Origin of the sequence: Zavarzinia sp. CC-PAN008, from assembly GCF_051903925.1 — a bacterium.
Classification (GTDB): Bacteria; Pseudomonadota; Alphaproteobacteria; order Zavarziniales; family Zavarziniaceae.
In genome coordinates this window covers 4,498,975-4,517,668 of the sequence record NZ_CP173678.1, presented here as the reverse complement: position 1 = coordinate 4,517,668, position 18,694 = coordinate 4,498,975, and the positions used below count along the sequence as shown (strand labels likewise).

Annotated in this window: 16 protein-coding genes; 7 read left to right on the top strand and 9 right to left on the bottom strand. The window is 68.9% G+C overall.

The features are described from left to right. Positions 1 to 55 precede the first annotated feature (55 nt). Positions 56 to 1,702 (bottom strand): malate synthase A, encoded by a 1,647-nt coding sequence (gene aceB / locus ACI6GS_RS20970; protein ID WP_439815419.1) that lies wholly within the window; start codon positions 1,700 to 1,702, stop codon positions 56 to 58. Between the two features lie 143 nt (positions 1,703 to 1,845). Between aceB and ACI6GS_RS20965 the strand changes: the two genes are divergently transcribed. Beyond that, positions 1,846 to 3,285, top strand: coding sequence for a helix-turn-helix domain-containing protein (locus ACI6GS_RS20965; RefSeq protein WP_439815418.1), 1,440 nt, complete (start codon positions 1,846 to 1,848; stop codon positions 3,283 to 3,285). Between the two features lie 3 nt (positions 3,286 to 3,288). Here the strand turns inward: ACI6GS_RS20965 and ACI6GS_RS20960 are convergent, their stop codons facing one another. Beyond that, a complete protein-coding gene (locus ACI6GS_RS20960; protein ID WP_439815417.1) occupies positions 3,289 to 4,419 on the bottom strand; it encodes a PQQ-dependent sugar dehydrogenase in 1,131 nt (376 codons plus the stop codon). 138 nt (positions 4,420 to 4,557) lie between these two features. Here ACI6GS_RS20960 and ACI6GS_RS20955 point away from each other — a divergent pair, with 138 nt between their 5' ends. The 4 genes from ACI6GS_RS20955 to ACI6GS_RS20940 all read left to right on the top strand — a co-directional run bounded on the left by ACI6GS_RS20955 (position 4,558) and on the right by ACI6GS_RS20940 (position 8,075). Continuing rightward, positions 4,558 to 5,859, top strand: coding sequence for a DUF445 domain-containing protein (locus ACI6GS_RS20955; protein ID WP_439815416.1), 1,302 nt, complete (start codon positions 4,558 to 4,560; stop codon positions 5,857 to 5,859). A gap of 168 nt (positions 5,860 to 6,027) precedes the next feature. After that, on the top strand, positions 6,028 to 6,276 hold the full coding sequence (gene bufA2 / locus ACI6GS_RS20950; protein ID WP_439815415.1) for a BufA2 family periplasmic bufferin-type metallophore: 249 nt from the start codon (positions 6,028 to 6,030) through the stop codon (positions 6,274 to 6,276). Between the two features lie 144 nt (positions 6,277 to 6,420). After that, positions 6,421 to 7,284 carry an MNIO family bufferin maturase gene (bufB, locus tag ACI6GS_RS20945; RefSeq protein WP_439815414.1) on the top strand — a complete coding sequence of 288 codons (864 nt, stop codon included), beginning with the start codon at positions 6,421 to 6,423 and terminating at the stop codon, positions 7,282 to 7,284. Between the two features lie 5 nt (positions 7,285 to 7,289). Continuing rightward, a complete protein-coding gene (locus ACI6GS_RS20940) occupies positions 7,290 to 8,075 on the top strand; it encodes an HvfC/BufC N-terminal domain-containing protein (protein WP_439815413.1) in 786 nt (261 codons plus the stop codon). A 211-nt stretch (positions 8,076 to 8,286) separates the two neighbouring features. Here the strand turns inward: ACI6GS_RS20940 and ACI6GS_RS20935 are convergent, their stop codons facing one another. Together ACI6GS_RS20935 and ACI6GS_RS20930 are read right to left on the bottom strand one after the other, a co-directional pair. Further along, complete coding sequence (locus ACI6GS_RS20935; protein WP_439815412.1) at positions 8,287 to 9,915, bottom strand: hypothetical protein; 1,629 nt, start codon at positions 9,913 to 9,915, stop codon at positions 8,287 to 8,289. 107 nt (positions 9,916 to 10,022) lie between these two features. Continuing rightward, positions 10,023 to 10,958 (bottom strand): alpha/beta fold hydrolase, encoded by a 936-nt coding sequence (locus ACI6GS_RS20930; protein WP_439815411.1) that lies wholly within the window; start codon positions 10,956 to 10,958, stop codon positions 10,023 to 10,025. A 183-nt stretch (positions 10,959 to 11,141) separates the two neighbouring features. Here ACI6GS_RS20930 and ACI6GS_RS20925 point away from each other — a divergent pair, with 183 nt between their 5' ends. Next, on the top strand, positions 11,142 to 11,912 hold the full coding sequence (locus tag ACI6GS_RS20925) for an SDR family NAD(P)-dependent oxidoreductase (RefSeq protein WP_439815410.1): 771 nt from the start codon (positions 11,142 to 11,144) through the stop codon (positions 11,910 to 11,912). A gap of 2 nt (positions 11,913 to 11,914) precedes the next feature. Next, entirely contained in the window at positions 11,915 to 12,355 is a 441-nt protein-coding gene (locus ACI6GS_RS20920; protein WP_439815409.1) for a Spy/CpxP family protein refolding chaperone, read from the top strand. Positions 12,356 to 12,549: 194 nt separating this feature from the next. Here ACI6GS_RS20920 and purU read toward each other — a convergent pair whose 3' ends face one another. From purU to ACI6GS_RS20895, 5 genes are all read right to left on the bottom strand, one after another. Further along, positions 12,550 to 13,413 carry a formyltetrahydrofolate deformylase gene (gene purU / locus ACI6GS_RS20915; protein ID WP_439815408.1) on the bottom strand — a complete coding sequence of 288 codons (864 nt, stop codon included), beginning with the start codon at positions 13,411 to 13,413 and terminating at the stop codon, positions 12,550 to 12,552. Next, positions 13,410 to 14,120, bottom strand: coding sequence for a hypothetical protein (locus tag ACI6GS_RS20910; protein WP_439815407.1), 711 nt, complete (start codon positions 14,118 to 14,120; stop codon positions 13,410 to 13,412). Before ACI6GS_RS20910 ends, purU begins: the two co-directional genes overlap by 4 nt. Positions 14,121 to 14,235: 115 nt before the next feature. Continuing rightward, positions 14,236 to 17,148, bottom strand: coding sequence for a 2Fe-2S iron-sulfur cluster-binding protein (locus ACI6GS_RS20905; protein ID WP_439815406.1), 2,913 nt, complete (start codon positions 17,146 to 17,148; stop codon positions 14,236 to 14,238). After that, the gene (locus ACI6GS_RS20900; protein WP_439815405.1) at positions 17,145 to 17,432 is read right to left on the bottom strand and encodes a sarcosine oxidase subunit delta; all 288 of its coding nucleotides are present in this window, start codon (positions 17,430 to 17,432) and stop codon (positions 17,145 to 17,147) included. The genes ACI6GS_RS20905 and ACI6GS_RS20900 overlap by 4 nt, the downstream gene beginning before the upstream one ends. Positions 17,433 to 17,436: 4 nt before the next feature. Then, the gene (locus ACI6GS_RS20895) at positions 17,437 to 18,678 is read right to left on the bottom strand and encodes an FAD-dependent oxidoreductase (protein ID WP_439815404.1); all 1,242 of its coding nucleotides are present in this window, start codon (positions 18,676 to 18,678) and stop codon (positions 17,437 to 17,439) included. Between the last annotated feature and the right edge of the window lie 16 nt (positions 18,679 to 18,694).

Here is an 18,694-nt window from a genome sequence, read left to right as displayed (position 1 = left end):
AGCGCGGCGCCTGTGTTCTGGATCCCCGCTTTCGCGGGGATGAGCGGCTAGGAAATCAATCCAGCGCGCAGAGCAGGTCGTAGGCGGGACCGGTTAGGAACTCGGGCAGGTCCTTGGCCCCGGCCGTCTCCTCGAAGATGCGGGCTGCACTGGCATAGTGCCCGCGATGGAAGCCGGCGACGCCGATCCGGTCGATGATGCCCAGGATCTCTTCCTGCAGCAGGCTGCGGAACCACGCGCGGTCCATCACGCGGGTGCCGCCGTCCTCCAGCTGAACCTCGGCCTTGTGGTGGATCCACTGCCAGACCTGGGCGCGCGCGATCTCCGCCGTTGCCGCATCCTCCATCAGGTTGCGGATGGGCACGGCCCCCCGACCGCACAGCCAAGCGGCGATGTACTCGATCGCCACCGAGATGTTGGTGCGCAGGCCGCGCTCCGTCACGGCACCCGCATGCGGCGCCAGCATCGCCTCGCGGCTGACGCGCGGGCTCTGCCGCGGCTTGCGGATCTGGTGGGCCAGCGGCATCTCGGCGTCGAACACTTCCATCGCCACGGGCACCAGGTCGGGATGGGCGACCCAGGTGCCGTCATGGCCGGCTGTCACCTCGCGCAGCTTGTCGGCGCGCACCTTGGCAAATGCCGCGGCGTTCGCCTCGTGATCGTTCTTGATGGGGATCTGGGCCGCCATGCCGCCCATCGCATGGATGCCGCGGCGGTGGCAGACCTGGACCAGGCGCTGCGAATAGGCCGAGAGGAAGGCGCGATCCATCGTGACCTGCTCGCGGTCCGGCAGCATGTGGTCGCGATGCGCGCGCAGCGTCTTGATGTAGCTGAAGATGTAGTCCCAGCGGCCGCAATTCAGGCCGGCAATGTGCTCGCGCAGGGCCCAGATGATCTCGTCCATCTGGAACGCGGCGGGCAGGGTCTCGATCAGGACGGTTGCCTTGATCGTGCCCTGGGGGATGCCCAGCCGGTCCTGGGCATGGACGAAGATGTCGTTCCACAGCTTCGCCTCCTCATGATGCTCGATCTTGGGGAGGTAGTAGAACGGCCCCTTGCCACTGGCGGCCAGCGTGCGGCCGTTGTGGAAGACGTGCAGGCCGAAGTCGAAGAACGATGCGGCGATGGGCGCACCGCCCACCAGCACGTGCCGCTCGATCATGTGCAGGCCGCGCGGCCGCACGATCAGCAGGGCCTGCTGCTCGCCCACGCGATAGGCCTTGCCCGTCTTGGGGTCCGTCCAGTCCAGCCGGCCATGCGCCTGGTCGCGCAGGTTGATCTGGCCCTGGATCATGTTGCCGAAGGTCGGGGCCGAGGCATCCTCGAAGTCCGCCATGAAGACCCGCGCGCCGGAGTTCAGCGCGTTGATGATCATCTTGCGGTCGACGGGTCCCGTGATCTCCACCCGGCGGTCCTGCAGGGCGTCGGGAACGGGGGCAGCGGTCCAGTCGCTGTTGCGCACCGTCGCCGTGGCGTCCAGGAAGTCGGGCTTTGCACCGGCGTCATAGGTTGCCTGGCGGCGCGCGCGGTCCAGCAGCAGGCCGTGCAGGCGGGCGCCGAACGTGTCCTGCAACTCGGTGATGAAGGCCAGCGCTTCGGCCGTCAGCACCGCGTCTACATCGGCTCCCTCGCGCAGCACGATGGCCTTCGTGGCCGGTGCGGACAGGGTGGCGGGTTCGCGGGACTGGGCAGTTGCAGACATCGGGCCATCCTTCAAAGGGGCTCGTGAGGTGATGTCACACTAGTAAAGTCGGCAGCACTTGTATCTAAGGTTCTGCATTGAAAAGGGTTTTCGTGTAGTGTCTGTCAATTCACAAGTCGTGAATTTGTAAGGTTTGTAACGTCATGTCCGAGCGAGGCGAGAAGCTGATCCTGGGCGCGCGGCTCCGCCGCCTGCGCAAGACCCTGGGCCTGACACAGGCGCAGATGGCGGCCGACCTTGGCATCTCGGCCTCGTACATCAACCTGATCGAGGCAAACCAGCGCCCGGTGAGCGCCCGGCTTCTGCTGCAGCTGAGCCAGGTCTATGACTTCCACCTGGGCGAGCTGTCGGGTGGCGGCGACCTCCAGCTCCAGGCGGAGCTTGAGACGGCGCTGAAGGACCCCGTGTTCGGCGGCAGCGCGCCTCCGCGGACGGAGGTGGAGGCGGTGGTCAATGCCTCCCCCGATATCGCACGCGCGATCCTGGCGCTCTACGACCGGCACCGGACCCTGATGGTCAGCGCCCTGTCCGAGCGCAATCCCCTCTCCGATCGGGAAAAGGTGGAGATCCTGGAACAGTCCGCCCGGCCGGTGGACGAGGTGCGCGCCCATTTCCACGCGCGGCGCAACCATATCGACGCCCTGGATCGCCGGGCCGAGGCGCTGGCGGAGGAGATAGACATCCCCCGCAACGAGCCGCAGATCGTGCTGAGCGAGCGGCTGCGGGAGCGCCACGGCTATCGCGTGCGCATCCTGCCGCACGACGTGATGCCCAACCGCCTGCGCCAGACCGACCCGCATCGCCGCCACCTCAACCTGTCGGAGCTGCTTGACCAGGCGGGCCGGCGCTTCCAGATCGCGGTGCAGCTTGCGTTCCTGGAATTCGGCGACCTCATCGACGCGGAGGTGAAGTCATCCGGCGTGGGACCCGAGGCGCGGTCGCTGGCCCGGACCAGCTTTGCCAACTACTTCGCCGCCGCCTTGCTGATGCCCTATGGCGCGTTCCTGGCCACGGCCGAGACGCTGAAATACGACGTCGACCTGCTGGGCCTGCGCTTCGGCACCAGCTACGAACAGACGGCCCATCGCCTGACCACGCTGCAGCGCCCGGACGCCCGCGGCGTGCCCTTCTTCTTCGTGCGCGTCGACCGGGCCGGCAACGTGTCCAAGCGGTTCAGCGGCGGGCGCTTCCACTTCTCGAAGTTCGGCGGCACCTGCCCCTTGTGGAACATCCACTCGGCGTTCGAGACGCCGGACCGGGCGCAGACGCAGGTGATCCGCATGCCCGACGGCACGACCTATTTCTCGATCGCACGCTGCGTCAACCGCTATGCCAGCGGCTATCGCGAGCCGGCGACCAAGATGGCGATCGGCCTGGGGTGCGAGGTCGCCTATGCGCCGCGCCTGGTCTATGCCCAGCACCTGAACCTGGACGGCATCGCGCCGACCGAGGTCGGCGTGAACTGCTACCTGTGCGAGCGCCAGGACTGCGCCAGCCGCGCCTACGCCCCCATCAACCGCCCGCTGGTCTTCAGCGAACGCGAACGCACCATGTCCATCTTCGGTTTCCCCAAGGGGCCGTGACGCTCAAAGCGGCTCGACGCGCAGGATGCTGTCATCGCCCGTGTCGGTCAGCAGGTAGATGAAGCCGTCGGGGCCCTGCCGGACGTCGCGGATGCGTGTCCCCAGATCCTCCAGATAGCGCTCCTCGCCCGTGATGCGCTCGCCCTCGACGCCCAGGCGGACCAGCAGGCCGAACTTGAGCGAGCCCACGAACAGGTTGCCCTTCCACTGCGGGAAGGCGTCGCCCGTATAGAACATCATGCCGGACGGGGCGATCGACGGGTCCCAGTAGTGGACGGGCTGCTCCAGGCCGTCTTTGGCGGTGCCTTCGCCGATGCGGGCACCGGAATAGTCGACGCCATAGGTGATGACCGGCCAGCCATAGTTGCGCCCGGCCTTGGGCACGTTGATCTCGTCGCCGCCGCGGGCGCCGTGTTCAACGGTCCAGATCTGGCCCGTATCGGGGTGCAGGGCGGCACCCTGGATGTTGCGATGGCCCAGGGACCAGATTTCCGGAAGGATCCCCGCCTGGCCGGCAAAGGGATTGTCGGCGGGCGGGCTGCCGTCGGTGTTGACCCGCATCAGCTTGCCCAGGCCGCTGGCCGTGTTCTGGGCCTCGTCCCGCTGCTGCCGGTCGCCCTGGCTGATGAACAGGCGGCCATCGGGGGCAAACACGAGGCGCGATCCCCAATGGTTGCTCCCCCGCACCTTGGGCACCTGGCGGTAGATGACCTCGACATCGCTCAGCGACGAATCGCCCAGTGTGGCCCGCGCCACGGCGGTGCCGGCGCCGCCATCCCCTTCCTCGGCGAAGGACAGGTAGATCCGCCGATCCTCCGCGAATGTCGGCGACAGCACGACGTCGAGCAGGCCGCCCTGGCCGCGGTCATAGACCTCGGGCACGCCGGCGATCGGCTCCGACACGACGCCCGAAGAGGTCACCCGGCGCAGCCGACCGTCCCGCTCGGTCACCAGCATCGCGCCATCGGGCAGGAAGGCCAGGCTCCAGGGAAATTCCAGGCCTTCGGCCACGACGGTGACCTTGGCCGCCTGGCCGATGCGGGCAACCTCCTCGCCCGGCTCCGCCGCCGCCGGCTGGGCCAGGCCGGCCAGCATGGCCAGCACCAGGGCGACACCCCGCGCCGGCCGTGTCATCGGTCCCGTGATCCTTGCCGCCATACCCTCGTCCTTCCGTCAGCCACACGCACACCCGGGGTGACGTGGGGTCTCTGCGGCGCCATGCTAGGGGGAAGGGGTGGGAACACCGGATGATTCAGCAGGTTCGACACCCCCATGGATGGATTGACACCGGCATCTGAGCGGCCTGCCGCCGCGCCCACCATGATGGCCCTGGGCCCGGGGCGGCCGGATGCGGCCCTGCGCCTGGCGCACATGCGCCGCGTTGCGACGCTGCTGCTGGCGCTGATGGCGGCGCTGTTCGTGCTGTGCACGCTGGCGCTGCCGCAGTTTCCCTGGGCCGCCTGGCCCGGCGCCTTTGCCGAGGCGGCCATGGTGGGCGCCCTGGCCGACTGGTTCGCCGTCACCGCGCTGTTCCGCCACCCCCTGGGCCTGCCCATCCCCCACACCGCGATCGTGCCGCGGAAGCAGGCCCAGATCGCGGAGGGCCTGGGCACCTTCGTGGCCGAGAACTTCCTGGCCCCGGACCAGGTGGAGGCCAAGATCGCCTCGATCGGCCCCGGGCGCCTGCTGGGCGACTGGGTGGCGCAGCCGCGCAACCGCGAGCGTGTGACCGCGGCCGTGCTGCGCGCGATCCCCGACCTGTTGCGGGCCATCGACGACCGGGAGGTTGGCCGCTTCCTGCACCAGACATTGGCCGCCCGCGTGCGCGACGTCGGGGCCGGTACCTTGGCGGCGGAGTTCATGGCCATGGCCACGGCGTCCGGCCAGCACCAGCGCCTGATGGACAAGGTCCTGGTCAAGCTGTCGGAACTGATCGCGGAGCACGAGGATGTGATCCGCGCCAAGGTGTACGAGGCATCGCCCCGCTGGCTGCCCAAGATGGTGGACGAGATGATCTTCCGCCGGATCATGGCGGCGCTGTCCAAGGTCCTGGGCGAGATGTCGGATCGCGACAGCGAGGCGCGCCACCGCCTCGACGCGATGCTGGCCGACCTGATCGAGGACCTGAAGCACGATCCGCGCATGCGCGCCCGGCTGGACGCGGCCCTGCGCAAGGCGCTCAACGATCCCGTGGTGCGAACCTATTTCGCGGACCTGGCGACCAGCTTCAAGGCCCGCGTGGTGCAGGACCTGGACAGCCCCGACTCGGCCATCGCCCGCCAGGTAGGGGCCGCGATCGATCTCTATGGCCGCATGCTGGTCGAGGATGAGGCCCTGCGGGCCAAGCTGGATTCGTGGATCGTGGCGATCGCCCGGCGGTTCGCCACCGGCTACCGGCACGAGATCGGCAACTGGATCGCCTCGGTTGTGAAGGGCTGGGACAGCCCCACCGTGGTTGCAAAGCTGGAGCAGGAGGTGGGCCGCGACCTGCAGTTCATCCGGATCAACGGAACGCTGGTGGGGGGCGCAGTAGGTCTGGCCATTCACGCCTTGCAGACGCTGGCGCTGGCATGAATACGCAGGGCCCACGCCAGCGGTTACACGGGGTTTTATTGCGGCTGCGAAGTACAGGAAATGTGATCGCAGGCACGCTTTTTCCACCCGTTTGTCACGATGCGGAACGGGGAAAGATGTATATTTCCCCTCGCCCATAACGGGCGGATCAACGGGAAGGTAACATCCATGAAGACCGGTTTCGCTCTCGCCGCCGCTGCTGCTGCCATCTTCGCCACCGGTGGCCTGACCCTCAGCGCCCCGGCCCAGGCGTCCGAGGGCGTGCACTGCGCCGGCGTAAACGCCTGCAAGGGCACCAGCGAGTGCAAGACGGCGTCGAGCGCCTGCAAGGGCCAGAACGCCTGCAAGGGCCAGGGCTGGGTGACGGAGTCCAGCGCCGAGGCCTGCACGGGCAAGGGCGGCACCGTCGCTCACTAAGCGACGCGTCAACCCGACGTGACGGGGTCCTGGGGGGCGACGGCAAGGTCGCCTTCCAGGCATCCCGGATACGCGGGCACTGGGACGGCAGGTCCCAGCCTGGCCGGATGACCCGGCCGACAATTCCGGGCGATACTGCCCCAGATGACCGACACATCACGGGAATTCGGGATGCTTCAGGGTTTTGGCCTGGGCGTGCGCCCCGTCCACTATGCGGAGATCCTGGAGGGCGCCCCCCGCATCGACTGGTTCGAGGCGCTGTCCGAGAACTACATGGTTCCCGGCGGCCGTCCGCCCGCCATGCTGATGCGCGTGCGAGAGCGCTTCCCCGTCGTGCTGCATGGCGTCTCGCTGTCGATCGGCTCGACCGATCCCCTGGACCGGGCCTACCTCGACCGCCTGGCCGCGCTGGTTGAACAGGTCCAGCCCGAACTGGTGTCCGACCACCTGTGCTGGACCGGCGTCGGGGGCACCCAGATTCACGACCTGCTGCCGCTGCCCTATAGCGAGGAGGCCCTGGCCCATGTCGCGGCGCGAGTCCACCAGGTGCAGGATTACCTGAAGCGGCCGCTGATGCTGGAGAACGTGTCGGCCTATGTCGGCTATCGCCAGTCCGAGATGACGGAATGGGAGTTCCTTTCGGGCCTGGTGGCGCGGACCGGGTGCCAGCTGCTGCTTGACGTCAACAACATCTATGTCAGCGCCTTCAACCAGGGCTTCGATGCGCTGGCCTTTCTTGAGGGCGTGCCGGCGGCCGCGGTGCGCCAGATCCATCTGGCGGGCCACAGCAACGAAGGCGACGTGCTGATCGACACGCACGACCACCCCGTCTGCGAGGAGGTCTGGGCCCTGTACGGCACGGCGATGCGCCGCCTTGGACCCGTGCCCACGATGATCGAGCGCGATGCCGACATCCCGCCGCTGGCTGAGTTGGAGGCAGAACTGGACCGTGCCCGGACCATTGCCGCGGCGGCCCTGGCGACGCGGCCGCGCGCTGCCGCCGAGTAGGCCCGATGACGCCGCTTGAGGAGCTCCAGCACAGTTTCCGCGCCTATCTGCTCGACGGGCGGGCGGGGATCGCGGAGCATCTGGCGCCCGGTCCGCGGGCGGGCCTGGACCGCACGCTGCGCGTCTATGGCTACGCCTATGCGGCGCGCCTGGTCGAGGTGTTGGGCGAGGACTTTCCCGGCCTGAAGCTGCTCGCCGGCGATGAGCGGTTCGACCGCCTGGCCCGGGCCTATGTCGCGGCCCATCCGTCCGACAATCCCTCCGTCCGCTGGTTCGGCCGGCACCTGCCGGACTTCCTGCGCAGCGTCGAGCCGTGGTCGGGCATGCCCGTCCTGGCCGACATGGCGGCATTCGAATGGGCGATGGGAATCGCCTTCGATGCTGCCGACGTGACGCCCGCCACCCTGGCCGACCTGGGGGCCATTCCGGCCGAGCTGTGGGGCGATCTGCGCCTCGACTTTCATCCCAGCGTGGCTGTGCTGGCGCTTGGCTTCGACGTGGCGCCGTTCCGTCGCGCGGCGGAGCTGGGCCAGGACCCGGATGGCCCGCCTCAGGCCCTCGACGCCACATGGCTGTTCTGGCGCAGCGAACTCACCGTGCGCTATCGCCAGGTCGAGTCGGTTGAGGCATCGCTGCTGTCCGGCGCCCTGGACGGCCGCACCTTCGGCGCGCTGTGCGAGGATCTGGCGGGCCTGGTGGGCGCGGATGATGCGCCTGGTCTGGCGGTCCAGGCCCTGGCCGGCTGGCTCAATGCCGGCCTGGTGGTGGCGCTTCGGGCTCAGGCGGAGTAGCGCCGCTCCTGCCGAAGCGCTGCGTCATCATCCTTCGAGACGGTGCTTCGCACCTCCTCAGGATGACGACCGTTGAATTGTTCAACCATACCAACGCCGTCATGCTGAAGCACCGGGCATCGCCCGGCGTCTCGAAGCAGCAGCGCCGAACTCAACGCCTGCTCCGGCTCCCCCGCCGCGGATGCGACGGGGGAGGGGGCGGCAGCGGCGATTACGGGTTGGCCTTCACCACCAGGTTCAGCTGTTCCATCGCCGCGTTGGGATCTGCGGCTGCCGCGCCCAGGGTCGCCAGCGGCACCGGCTGCGCCGGGGTCGCGGTGATCAGCAGGCCCTTCGGCTCGCCAAGATAGGTGACGACCTCGTTCGAGGCATCGCGCGCGCGGCCCTCGGGCAGGGCCTGGCCCTGCGCCGTCACCATCGCCTTCAGCTGCTCGCGGTACTGGTCGAGCGCCATGCCACCCTGTTCCTTGGCGGCAAAGGTCATCGCCTTGTCCGTGATGCCGGCATCGTCCCAGCGGATCGACAGGCTGCCAAGCTGCAGCGCCATCAGCTGGCCAAGGTCGGGCTGCTGGCCGGCGCGTGCGGCCTGGAAGGTCGCAGGGTCGAAACCGATGATCTCGAAGCCCAGGGTCAGCGTGCCGACGTTCTGTGCCGCCAGACGGAATTCCTTGAGGTCCATCGTCTTGCTGGCGGGGTCGAAGGCGTAGTCGAAGCCGCCGTCGACGGCCAGCGCGCTCAGCCCCAGGTCGGTGACCATCGCCTTGGCCTGCGGGTCCTGCAGGCTGGTCAGCGGGACGCTGAGCCCGGTCAGCGTGGCCTTGGCCTTGGTCGCCACGCCGTCCTGGATCGCGATGTCGCTGACGATCAGGCTCTTCATCGTCACAGGCGCGCTGTCGCTCTCGGTGCGGACCGAGACGTCGACCACCTCATAGCCGTCCAGGCTGACCGATGGCGCGATGGCGGCCATGCCGTCGCCCGAGCGGGCGGCGTCCAGGACCGGCCAGATGTCGGCGCCGCGCAGGCTCAGGCGGCCGATGCTCATGCCGCGGAAGCCTTCGCCCTCGGGCGGGGAAACGTCCAGGCCCGTGATCTCGCTCAAGGTCGCCTTGTTGCCGTCAAAGCCCTGGATGACGAAGGTCGCCATCTTCATCGGCGTCTTGCCGGCGTTCTCCAGCGCGATGTTGCGCAGCGACAGCGTCTCGAACGCCGTCGACTGCAGCACGTTGCGCGTCTGCTCGTAGCTGAGCGTGCTCAGCGCGGCCAGCGTGTTGGGCAATGCCTGGGCGAACTGGCGCGCCTTGAAGCCGCGCACGACCAGGTCGCTGGCCTTCAGCACGCCGCGGTTGGCGCCATCGGGCGGGGTCACGGTCAGGCTGGTCGCGACGAACTCGTCGACAATGTCCAGCTTCTCGCCATCCGCAGCAGGCGGCGTGGCGTAGGAGGCGGGATCGAACACCTTGGCCGCGTTGGCCGCACTGCCGCCCTTCAGCGCGACACCGTTCAGGGCGATCGTGACCGTGCCCTGCGGTCCCGGCACCTCGAACTTCAGTTCGGTGATCGTGGTCCGGCCGGTCGCGTCGTCATAGCCGACGTCGCCCAAAGTCGACTTCACTTCCGGGGGGAAGCCCGCCAGCGTTGCCTCGATACGGCTGCGCTCGATCCGCGTGTCGGGTGCGGTGGAGCTGGACGTGGCGGCCGTCAGCGGCACCTGCGCCGCGGGTGCGTCGGCGGTCGGGGCAGAGCCCGGCGCCTCGGGTCCCTTTTCGCCCAGCAGGACATAGGCGCCAGCGGCGATGGCAATGGCGAGGGCGACCCCCGCCAGGGTGGTTGCGCGATTCATGTGCCTTCCGATCCTCCCCCACAACAAGCGGCCGGCAGCAGACTGCCGACCCGGTCTCGCAGGCGGGCGGAGCCTAGCCGAAGGTCCCCGGCGTGGCGAGGGCCGGCTCAGCGATGATGGCGCGGGATAGAGAACTCCCAGTCCGACAGCAGGGCGCGCAGTGCCGCGACAAAGGCCAGGGGCTGGTCCAGCATCACGTGGTGGCGCGCCTGCGGGATCTCGATCACCGGCGCGTTGCGGCCCAGCAGGTGGAACATGTATTCCCCTGTTTCCGGCGGCAGGAGAGAGCTGAGTTCTCCCCGGAAAACCGCCACGCGGCAGCGCATGTTGGACAGGTGCCAGGCCATGTCGCCGATGCGGAACGGCCGGTACATGCGGGGATCGAACTTCCAGGTCCAGCCACCCTCGACGGCACGCAGGCTGGTGCGGGCGACCCAGTCCATGACGAAGTCATTCTCGCAGTCCTGTGGCGGGGCCAAGCGGAAGCGCTCCTTGCCCTCCTCGAACGTCGGGTAGACGCGGGTGGGCTTGCGCGACTGCTCGTCCAGCTTCTCCATGACGTCGGGCGGGGGCGGGCTGATCGGGCTGTCGACCAGCACGATGCCGGCCAGCGCATCGCCATAGCGCGAGCCCGTCAGGATGCCGATCAGGCCGCCGAAACTGTGCCCGACAATGGTCGGATGGGGCGGAAAACCCGCATCCAGGCAGACCGCCATCATCTCGTCCGACCAGGTGTCCATGCGATAGGACTCGCGCCAGCCCGAATCGCCCATGCCGGACAGGTCCATCGCGGCGACCCGGAACTGCGTAGTCAGCAAGGGCGCGATGAAGCTCCACCAGCGCGCATGCGCCCCGTTGCCGTGTACCAGCAGCAGGCCGGGCAGCCCCTCGTCTCCCCACAGCAGATAGTGCACGTCGGTCCCCGCAACCTTCACCCGGCGTGATTCGGGTTCCATCGCCAGGGCGGAAGCGAACCAGCCGGGATATGGCACGGCGGGTACGCCCGGCACGACGGGGCTGGCTAGGGACGGTGTTTCAGTCACGGGCAACGCATCCGCGGCGAGGGCATTCGGGCGCGCATCATGGGCACGTGGTCCGCAATCGACAAGGCGCGATCCCGTCTGTCGGTGCTGCATTGGAACCTGCTTGGCGCGTCAGCCGGGCGCGGCCAATATGCGGACCACCAATCGAAGCCCACACCAATCCGACAAACGGGGGAAGCGCGCATGAGCCTGTTCGACCTGAAGGGCCGCATCGCGGTCGTCACCGGCTCCAGCCGCGGCATCGGCAAGTCGATCGCCCTCAACATGGCGGCGGCCGGCGCCACGGTCGTCGTCTCCAGCCGCAAGGCACCGGCCTGCGAGGCCGTGGCCGAGGAGATCAGGAGCGCCGGGGGCCAGGCGGTCGTGATCCCCTGCAACATCTCGGACAAGGCGCAGGTCGAAGGCCTGGTCGACAAGACGGTGGAGCAGTTCGGCCGCATCGACGCGCTGGTCTGCAATGCCGCCAGCAATCCCTATTACGGGCCGCTGACCGGGCTGGACGACGCCGTGTTCGACAAGATCATGCGCAACAACGTCCTGTCGAACCTGTGGCTGTGCAACCGCGCCCAGCCGCACATGGCGAAACAGGGCGACGGCGCCATCGTCATCGTCTCGTCGATCGGGGGCCTGCGCGGCTCGCCCGTGCTCGGCACCTATGCGATGTCCAAGGCCGCCGACATGCAGCTCGCGCGGAACCTGGCCGTCGAGTGGGGCCGCCACAACATCCGCGTGAACACGATCGCCCCCGGACTTATCAAGACAGATTTCGCCCGCGCGCTGTGGGAGAACCCGCAGATCGCCGCGACCATGGGCGAGAAGGCGCCGCTCCGCCGCCTGGGCGAGCCGGACGACATCGGCGGCATCGCCGTCATGCTGTGCGCGGCTGCCGGGCGCTTCATCACCGGCCAGGTGATCGTCGCGGACGGCGGCGTCACCATCGCGGAAGGCGCCTGACCGTGCGGGCCGGATCCCTCGTGGCGGGGCTGCTGGCGCTGGCGCTGGCGGCACCCGCCTGGGCCCAGGATGTGCCGGTGGAGGCCGATTCCCCGGAGATCGAGGCGCCCGGGCGCCTGCCGATGCTGGGCCTGGCCCGGGCCGAACTCTATGTCGACGGCCGCATCGCCTTCCTGAAGGCCGAGCTGAAGCTGACCGAAGCGCAGGAACCGCTGTTCGCGCCGGTGGAGACGGCCATGCGGCAGGGCGCCGAGGCCCGCGCCGCACTCCCCCGGTCAGGGCGACGCTCCGGCCTGGCCAACAGGCTGGCCCAGCGTCAGGCCGTCCTGGCTGCCGAGCTTGAGGCCCTGAAGCAGCTCAACGTAGCGCTGGGCCCATTCTACGCTAGCCTGAGCCTGGCGCAAAAGGCCCGCGCCGACGCCCTCCACGACCTGCTGCCGTGACGCTCTGACCGGGCGATGCAAAAGAGCCCTCCCCCCTCGCGGGGGAGGGTGGGGTGGGGGGGCGTTTCGGCCCGTGCGTTCGCCCGAAGCGTTGGCGCGACGTGGCCGCCCCCCCATCCGAGCCTTCCCCCGCGAGGGGGGAAGGGGCAGCTTGCTCTAGCATCACCGACGGCGCGGGGCTGCTCCGAGAAGCCCTACCTGAACACCACGGTCTTGGTGCCGTTGAGGAGGATGCGGCGCTCGGCGTGCCAGCGCACCGCGCGGGCCAGGACGATCGTCTCGATGTCGCGGCCGATCGCCACCAGGTCGTCGGGCATGCGGTTGTGGTCCACCCGCTCCACCGCCTGCTCGATGATCGGGCCTTCGTCCAGGTCGTCTGTCACGTAGTGGGCGGTGGCGCCGATCAGCTTCACGCCCCGCTCGAACGCCTGGTGATAGGGCTTGGCACCCTTGAACCCCGGCAGGAACGAGTGGTGGATGTTGATCGCCCGGCCGCTCAGCTTGCGCGACAGGTCGGCGGAGAGGACCTGCATGTAGCGGGCCAGCACGACGAGCTCGGTCCCCGTCTCCTGCACCAGGGCCCACAGCTTCGCTTCCTGCTCTGCCTTGGTCGCCGCCGTGACGGGCAGGTGGTGGAACGGATGGCCGCCGAAATCGGTGAGCGACAGCGCCTCTCTCGGATGGTTGGAGACGATGGCCGTGATCTCGACCGGCAATTGCCCGATGCGGTGGCGATAGAGCAGGTCGGCCAGGCAATGGTCGAACTTCGACACCAGGATCATGGTCCGCAGCCGGCTGCCGGCGTCCGCGATCGACCAGGTCATGTCGTGCCGCTTGGCAATCGCCGCAAACCCCGCGCGCAGGTCGTCGAACGAGGGGGAGCCGGCCCCCGGCTGGAACACCGTGCGCAGGAAGAAGCGGCGGCTCGTCGGATCCTCGAACTGCGCCGATTCCGCGATGTTGCAGTCCTGCTGGAACAGGAAGCCGGAAACGGAGGCGACGATGCCCGGCCGGTCGGGGCAGGACAGGGTGAGGATGCCGCGCGTGGCGATGGTCATGCCGGGTCCCTGGCGGTTGCAAGCGTGGTCAGGGCGTCCGCGCCCACAGGGCCGGCGCCATATTCGGTCATGGCGTCGATCACGCTGTCCCACAGGAAGCCCAGCGCCGAACTGTCCGACAGCAGGTGATAGGCCAGCGTATCCCCCAGGTCCGCGCGGGCGATGATTGCATTGCCCCGGGCGACCGAGGTCTGGGCGACCTGGCCATGGGCGAATGCCTTGGGCCGCAGGTCGACGCCGCAGATCTTGGCCAGCATGTCGGGTGCCAGGTGCCCGGTGATGCGCAGCCAGCCATGACTGTCGCGCCGCGGCACGCAATAGACGCCCGGCACACTGTCCAGCGACCAGGCCCCCTCCAGCCGCTGCACCAAGTCGCCGTTGGCGTCCAGGATCAGCGCCTCGCCCCAGGACAGGATGAGCGCCGATGCGGCCGGCCCCTGGGTCCAGGCGGTGTTCGGCACCTCATCGAGGACCACGCCCTGGGCCCGCAGCCAGGCCAGGGCCTGGGGTCCCTTGAAGCCGGTGCGGGGCAGGGGGCTGAGGTCGGACAACGCCAGGCGCTGCGCCGCGGCGGCCTCCTCCTCGGACGCGCCATAGTCGCGCACGATCGCGGACTCCCCCGCCTGGCCCCATCGTGCGCCGAGCGCGGCAAGCTTGTGATGGATCGGGCTGCGCCGTGCAAAGCTGGTGGGCAGGATCACGTTCATGAACCTACCCGCTCATCCCCGCGAAGGCGGGGATCCAGGGGCCGCAAGTGCAGGTCCGTGTTGCTCTGGATCCCCGCCTTCGCGGGGATGAGCGGGTGGTTTGTCGGGAACCGCATCACAGCTCCTGCCGCCGGTTTTCGGGGTCGTAGAAGGGGTGGGGCACCACGCGGGCCTGGAGGAAGCCGGCGCCGGTGCGGATCGTGAAGATCGCGCCGAGGTCGAAGTGCTTCGGTCCGACATAGGCCAGGCCGATCACCTTGCCCAATGTGGCGGAGCGCACGGCCGAGGTGACGCGCCCCTCGATCTCGTCGCCGTCGATCACCAGGTGGCATTCCTCAGGGCAGGGGGCACCCGGATCGACCAGTTCGAAGCCGACCAGCTTGCGCGACAGCCCCCGCTTCATCTGCGCCTCGACCGCGCGGGAGCCGAGCCAAAAGGGCTTCTTCTTCGCGATGGCCCACCCCATGTCGGCCTCGTACGGGTGGGTCAGGCCGTCGGTATCCTGGCCCACGATCACATGGCCCTTCTCCAGGCGCAGCACGCGCTGGGCCTCGACGCCAAAGGGCCGGATGCCGTCCGCGGCGCCGGCCGCCATCAGGGCGTCCCACAGGGCCTCTCCACACCCCGCGGGCGCGTGGATCTCGAAGCCCAGTTCCCCGACGAAGCCGACGCGCATCAGACGGCAGGGGATGCCGGCGATGCGCCCCTCCCGCACGCCCATATAGGGGAATGCCGCCGGGGACAGGTCGACCCCTTCCGTGATGCGGGCCAGGACTTGGCGTGACTTGGGCCCGGCGATGTTGACGCCGCAGAAGGCTGACGTGACGCCGGCAATGTCGACGTCCAGACGCCACTGCGCGTTCCAGAACTGCATCAGCTGGAACACCCGGTCGACGCCGCTGGTCGTCGCCGTCAGGTAGAAATGGTTCTCGTGCAGGCGCGCTGCCACGCCGTCGTCGATGATCGCTCCCGTCTGGTCGCACATCAGCAGGTAGCGGGCGCGGCCCACCGGCTGCTTCCTGTAGGCCCAGGTGTACATGCGCTCGACCATCTCGGCCGCATCGGGACCGCGCAGGTCGATGCCGCCCAGGGTCGAGACGTCGATCAGGCCGACGCCCTCCCGCACCGCCGACACTTCGGCGGCGATGGCGGCGTCGCGGCCGTCCTTGGCGCCGTAATAGGCGGGGCGCAGCCACAGGCCGGCCGGCATCATCTGGGCGCCGAGTTCGAGATGCCGGGCGTGCATCGCCGTCAGGCGCACCGGCTCGAACGCGCGGCCCGCCAGGTGCGCGAACTTCTCCGCGCGATAGGGCGGGCGCTGCGTCGTGGCACCGATCTCCGACGGCTTGCGCCCCGTGGCCTTGGCCGTCAGGCGGATGGCCGATACGCCCGAATGGCGGCCCTGGCTGGGGCCCATGCCGACGGTCGAATAACGCTTCAGCAGCTCGATCTCGTCGAATCCGTCGGCCACGCCGTTGACCAGGTCGCCGATCACCAGGTCCTCGTCCAGGTCGACGAACTCCTTGCCCTTTGGGTGGGTGAAGATGGGCCAGGGGTGGGTGACGCCATGGTTCCCCAGGTCGTTGGGGCGGGCCGGCTCTGGCCCCCAGGCGGCGCCGCAGGCGGTCGCCGCCTGCCAGCCGGCGCGCCGCCCCTGCGCGATCGCCGCCTCGACGGAGAAGGCCCCGGCAACCGAACCGGCGGCAGAGATCCCGTCCGGCAGCTTCGCGATCGATGCCATGTGCAGGGCGTCGTCATAGATCATGCGGCCGCCGCCATGGTTGATCAGCGCCGCATGCGGGGCCCAGCCCGTCGCGGTGCAGACCAGGTCGCAGTCCAGGTGCAGAGCCTCTGCCCCAACCGTTCCCTCGCCCGTGACCGGGCGGACGGTGACGCCCCGCACCCGCGCCTTGCCCACCGCCTCGTGCACCGTGTGGCCCAGGACCTGGCGGATGCCGCGCGCCTGGGCTGCCGCGACTTGGGCATCGCCCTTGGCGTCCCCACGCAGGTCCACGACCGCGGCAACATCGACGCCCGCATCGGCCAGGTCGCAGGCCACACCATAGCCGTGCGCATTTGCAGTGCAGACCACCGCACGGGTGCCCGGCTGCACGCCATAGCGGCGCATCAGCTTCTGCGCGGCCGAGCCCAGCATGATCCCGGGAAGGTCGTTGTTGCGGAACACCATGGGCTGTTCGATGGCACCCGTCGCCACGACCAGCTGCTTCGCCCGCAGCTTGTAGAGGCGGTTGCCCTGGATCACCGGCAGCCAGTTGTCGGCGAAGGCGCCATTAGCGACGGCGTTGGTCATCACCCGGACGTTGGTCGCTGCCTGCACCGCCTCGACCAGGTCGGCCGCCAGGCGGCGACCCCTGGTCCCCTCGCCATCCAGCCGCGCGAAGCTGAGGCTGCCGCCCATGTGCGCCTCCTCCTCGATCAGCACGACCTCCAGCCCGCCGGACGCCGCCTCGACCGCCGCGGCCAGGCCCGCCGGGCCGCCGCCGACGATGGCCACGTCCGCGAACAGGTACTGCTTGTCGTAGTAGAGGTGGGGGGCGTCCAAGTTCACCTTGCCCAGGCCCGCGCGCTTGCGGAATACCGGCTCCCAGAAGCGCCACGCGCCGCGCGGGCGGTAGAACGCCTTGTAGTAGAAGCCGACGGGCAGGAACCTTCCGAACGCGCCGATCCAGGCGCCCCGGTCAAAGCCAAGCGAGCCGTTGATGTTCTGCGCCTCCACCGCCAGGCCGGCCGCGAGCGCCCGGCGCTCGGCATGGACGTTTGGCTCGTCGCCGATCTGGACCATGGCATTGGCATCGTGGCCGGCCATCGAATGGATGCCGCGCGGCCGCCGGTACTTGAACGAGCGGGACAGCACGCTGACCCCGTCGCCGGCCAGGGCGCTGGCCACCGTGTCGCCGGCGAAGCCGTGATGGCCCTGCCCCTCGAACGTGAAGTCGATGGCGTGTGTGCGGTCGATCCAGGTGCCCCAGGGTTCGGGCAGGCGGGGCAGGGGGGCCGCGGCGCTCATGGCGTGCCCCAGAAGTCGACGCGGGTCGGAAACAGCTCGGTCGCGCGGTAGGTGCGCACGATCTCGTCCGTCAGGGTGTTGCGCTCCGCGATGAACCAGAAGGACGTGGCACTGTGGTACCACCATTCGCGGACGATCCCGGCCACGTTGTCCTCCAGGTGGACGAACTCGGCCCATTGGTCGTCGCTGCCGCTGACGGGATCGGGCATCGCCTTGACCTCGCCGCCCCAGACGAATTCCGAGATGTTGCGCGGCCCGTTCAGCGGGCAGTTCATGATCTTCATGGGATCAGTGCCCGACAGAGGCGGCACCCTTTTCGCCGACCTGGGCGAAGGTGCGGAAGCGGTCCAGGCGGAACGGCTCCAGAAGGGCTGGCGCATTGTCGTTGGCGACCGTCTCGGCCATGCGCTTGCCGCTGACGGGCGTCGCCTTGAAGCCCCAGGTGCCCCAGCCGGCGTCGATGTAGTAGTTCCTCACCGGCGTCAGGCCCATGACGGGGGAGAAGTCGGGCGTCATGTCGGCCATGCCGGCCCATTGGCGCAGCACGTGCACCTCCCCCAGGAAGGGGAAGAGCTCCAGCATGTGGGCCATCAGCCCTTCCTTGAAATCCAGGGTCGAGCGCGTGGCGTAGAGGCCATAGGGGTCGGTCGAGCCGCCCATCACCATCTCGCCCCGTGCCGACTGCGAGATGTAGACGTGCAGAGAGCCCGACACGATGATCGGGTCCAGGCACGGCTTCAGTGGCTCCGACACGCAGGCCTGGAGCGGGATCGTGCGGATCGGCAGCTTGAACCCTGCCAGTTTCGCCACGCGGGAGCTGGAGCCGGCGACCGCCTGCAGGACCTTGCCGCAGGCGACGCGCCCGCGATTGGTCTCCACCGCGACGACACGGCCGTCCTCGACCACGATGCCGGTCACTTCCGTCTTCTGGTGGATCTCGACGCCCATCCGGGCGGCGCCGACGCCATAGCCCCAGGCGACCGCATCGTGCCGCGCGATGGCGCCCGGCTCGTGGTAGAGGGCCCCCAGGATCGGGTAGCGGACGTGGTCCCCCATGTCCAGCTGGGGGCACAGGCGCGCGACGTCGTCCGCATGGACAAGTTCGGAGCGCACGCCATAGTGCTTGTTGACCTCGGCCCGCCAGCGCATGGTCCGCATGGCGCTGTCGGTATGGGCCAGGGTCAGGTGCCCGCGCTCCGAATACAGGATGTTGTAGTCGAAGTCGGTCGACAGGTCCTGATAGAGGCGGACCGACTCGTCATAGAATTTGACCCCCTCGGGCGTCAAGTAGTTGGAGCGGATGATCGTGGTGTTGCGCGCCGTATTGCCGCCCGCCAGGTAGCCGCGCTCCAGCACCGCGATCGACTTCGCCCCCCAGTCCCGCGCCAGGTAGTACGCCGCCGCCAGGCCATGGCCGCCGCCACCGATGATGACGATGTCATAGCTGGGCTTCAGGTCGGTCGGTGCCGGGAACTGGCGCCTCGCCGGATAGGTCTTGGACAATCCGTATTTCAGCAGGCCGAAGGGCATCGGGGCTCCTGACCAG

Excerpts from the sequence above, each read along its gene's own strand:
- ACI6GS_RS20925 (WP_439815410.1), top strand. The coding sequence starts at position 11,142 with ATGAGCCTGTTCGACCTGAAGGGCCGCATCGCGGTCGTCACCGGCTCC.
- ACI6GS_RS20960 (WP_439815417.1), bottom strand. The coding sequence starts at position 4,419 with ATGACACGGCCGGCGCGGGGTGTCGCCCTGGTGCTGGCCATGCTGGCC.
- ACI6GS_RS20895 (WP_439815404.1), bottom strand. The coding sequence starts at position 18,678 with ATGCCCTTCGGCCTGCTGAAATACGGATTGTCCAAGACCTATCCGGCG.
- ACI6GS_RS20935 (WP_439815412.1), bottom strand. The coding sequence starts at position 9,915 with ATGAATCGCGCAACCACCCTGGCGGGGGTCGCCCTCGCCATTGCCATC.
- ACI6GS_RS20900 (WP_439815405.1), bottom strand. The coding sequence starts at position 17,432 with ATGAAGATCATGAACTGCCCGCTGAACGGGCCGCGCAACATCTCGGAA.
- purU (WP_439815408.1), bottom strand. The coding sequence starts at position 13,413 with ATGACCATCGCCACGCGCGGCATCCTCACCCTGTCCTGCCCCGACCGG.
- ACI6GS_RS20955 (WP_439815416.1), top strand. The coding sequence starts at position 4,558 with ATGGATGGATTGACACCGGCATCTGAGCGGCCTGCCGCCGCGCCCACC.
- ACI6GS_RS20940 (WP_439815413.1), top strand. The coding sequence starts at position 7,290 with ATGACGCCGCTTGAGGAGCTCCAGCACAGTTTCCGCGCCTATCTGCTC.
- aceB (WP_439815419.1), bottom strand. The coding sequence starts at position 1,702 with ATGTCTGCAACTGCCCAGTCCCGCGAACCCGCCACCCTGTCCGCACCG.
- ACI6GS_RS20905 (WP_439815406.1), bottom strand. The coding sequence starts at position 17,148 with ATGAGCGCCGCGGCCCCCCTGCCCCGCCTGCCCGAACCCTGGGGCACC.
- ACI6GS_RS20910 (WP_439815407.1), bottom strand. The coding sequence starts at position 14,120 with ATGAACGTGATCCTGCCCACCAGCTTTGCACGGCGCAGCCCGATCCAT.
- bufB (WP_439815414.1), top strand. The coding sequence starts at position 6,421 with ATGACCGACACATCACGGGAATTCGGGATGCTTCAGGGTTTTGGCCTG.
- bufA2 (WP_439815415.1), top strand. The coding sequence starts at position 6,028 with ATGAAGACCGGTTTCGCTCTCGCCGCCGCTGCTGCTGCCATCTTCGCC.
- ACI6GS_RS20965 (WP_439815418.1), top strand. The coding sequence starts at position 1,846 with ATGTCCGAGCGAGGCGAGAAGCTGATCCTGGGCGCGCGGCTCCGCCGC.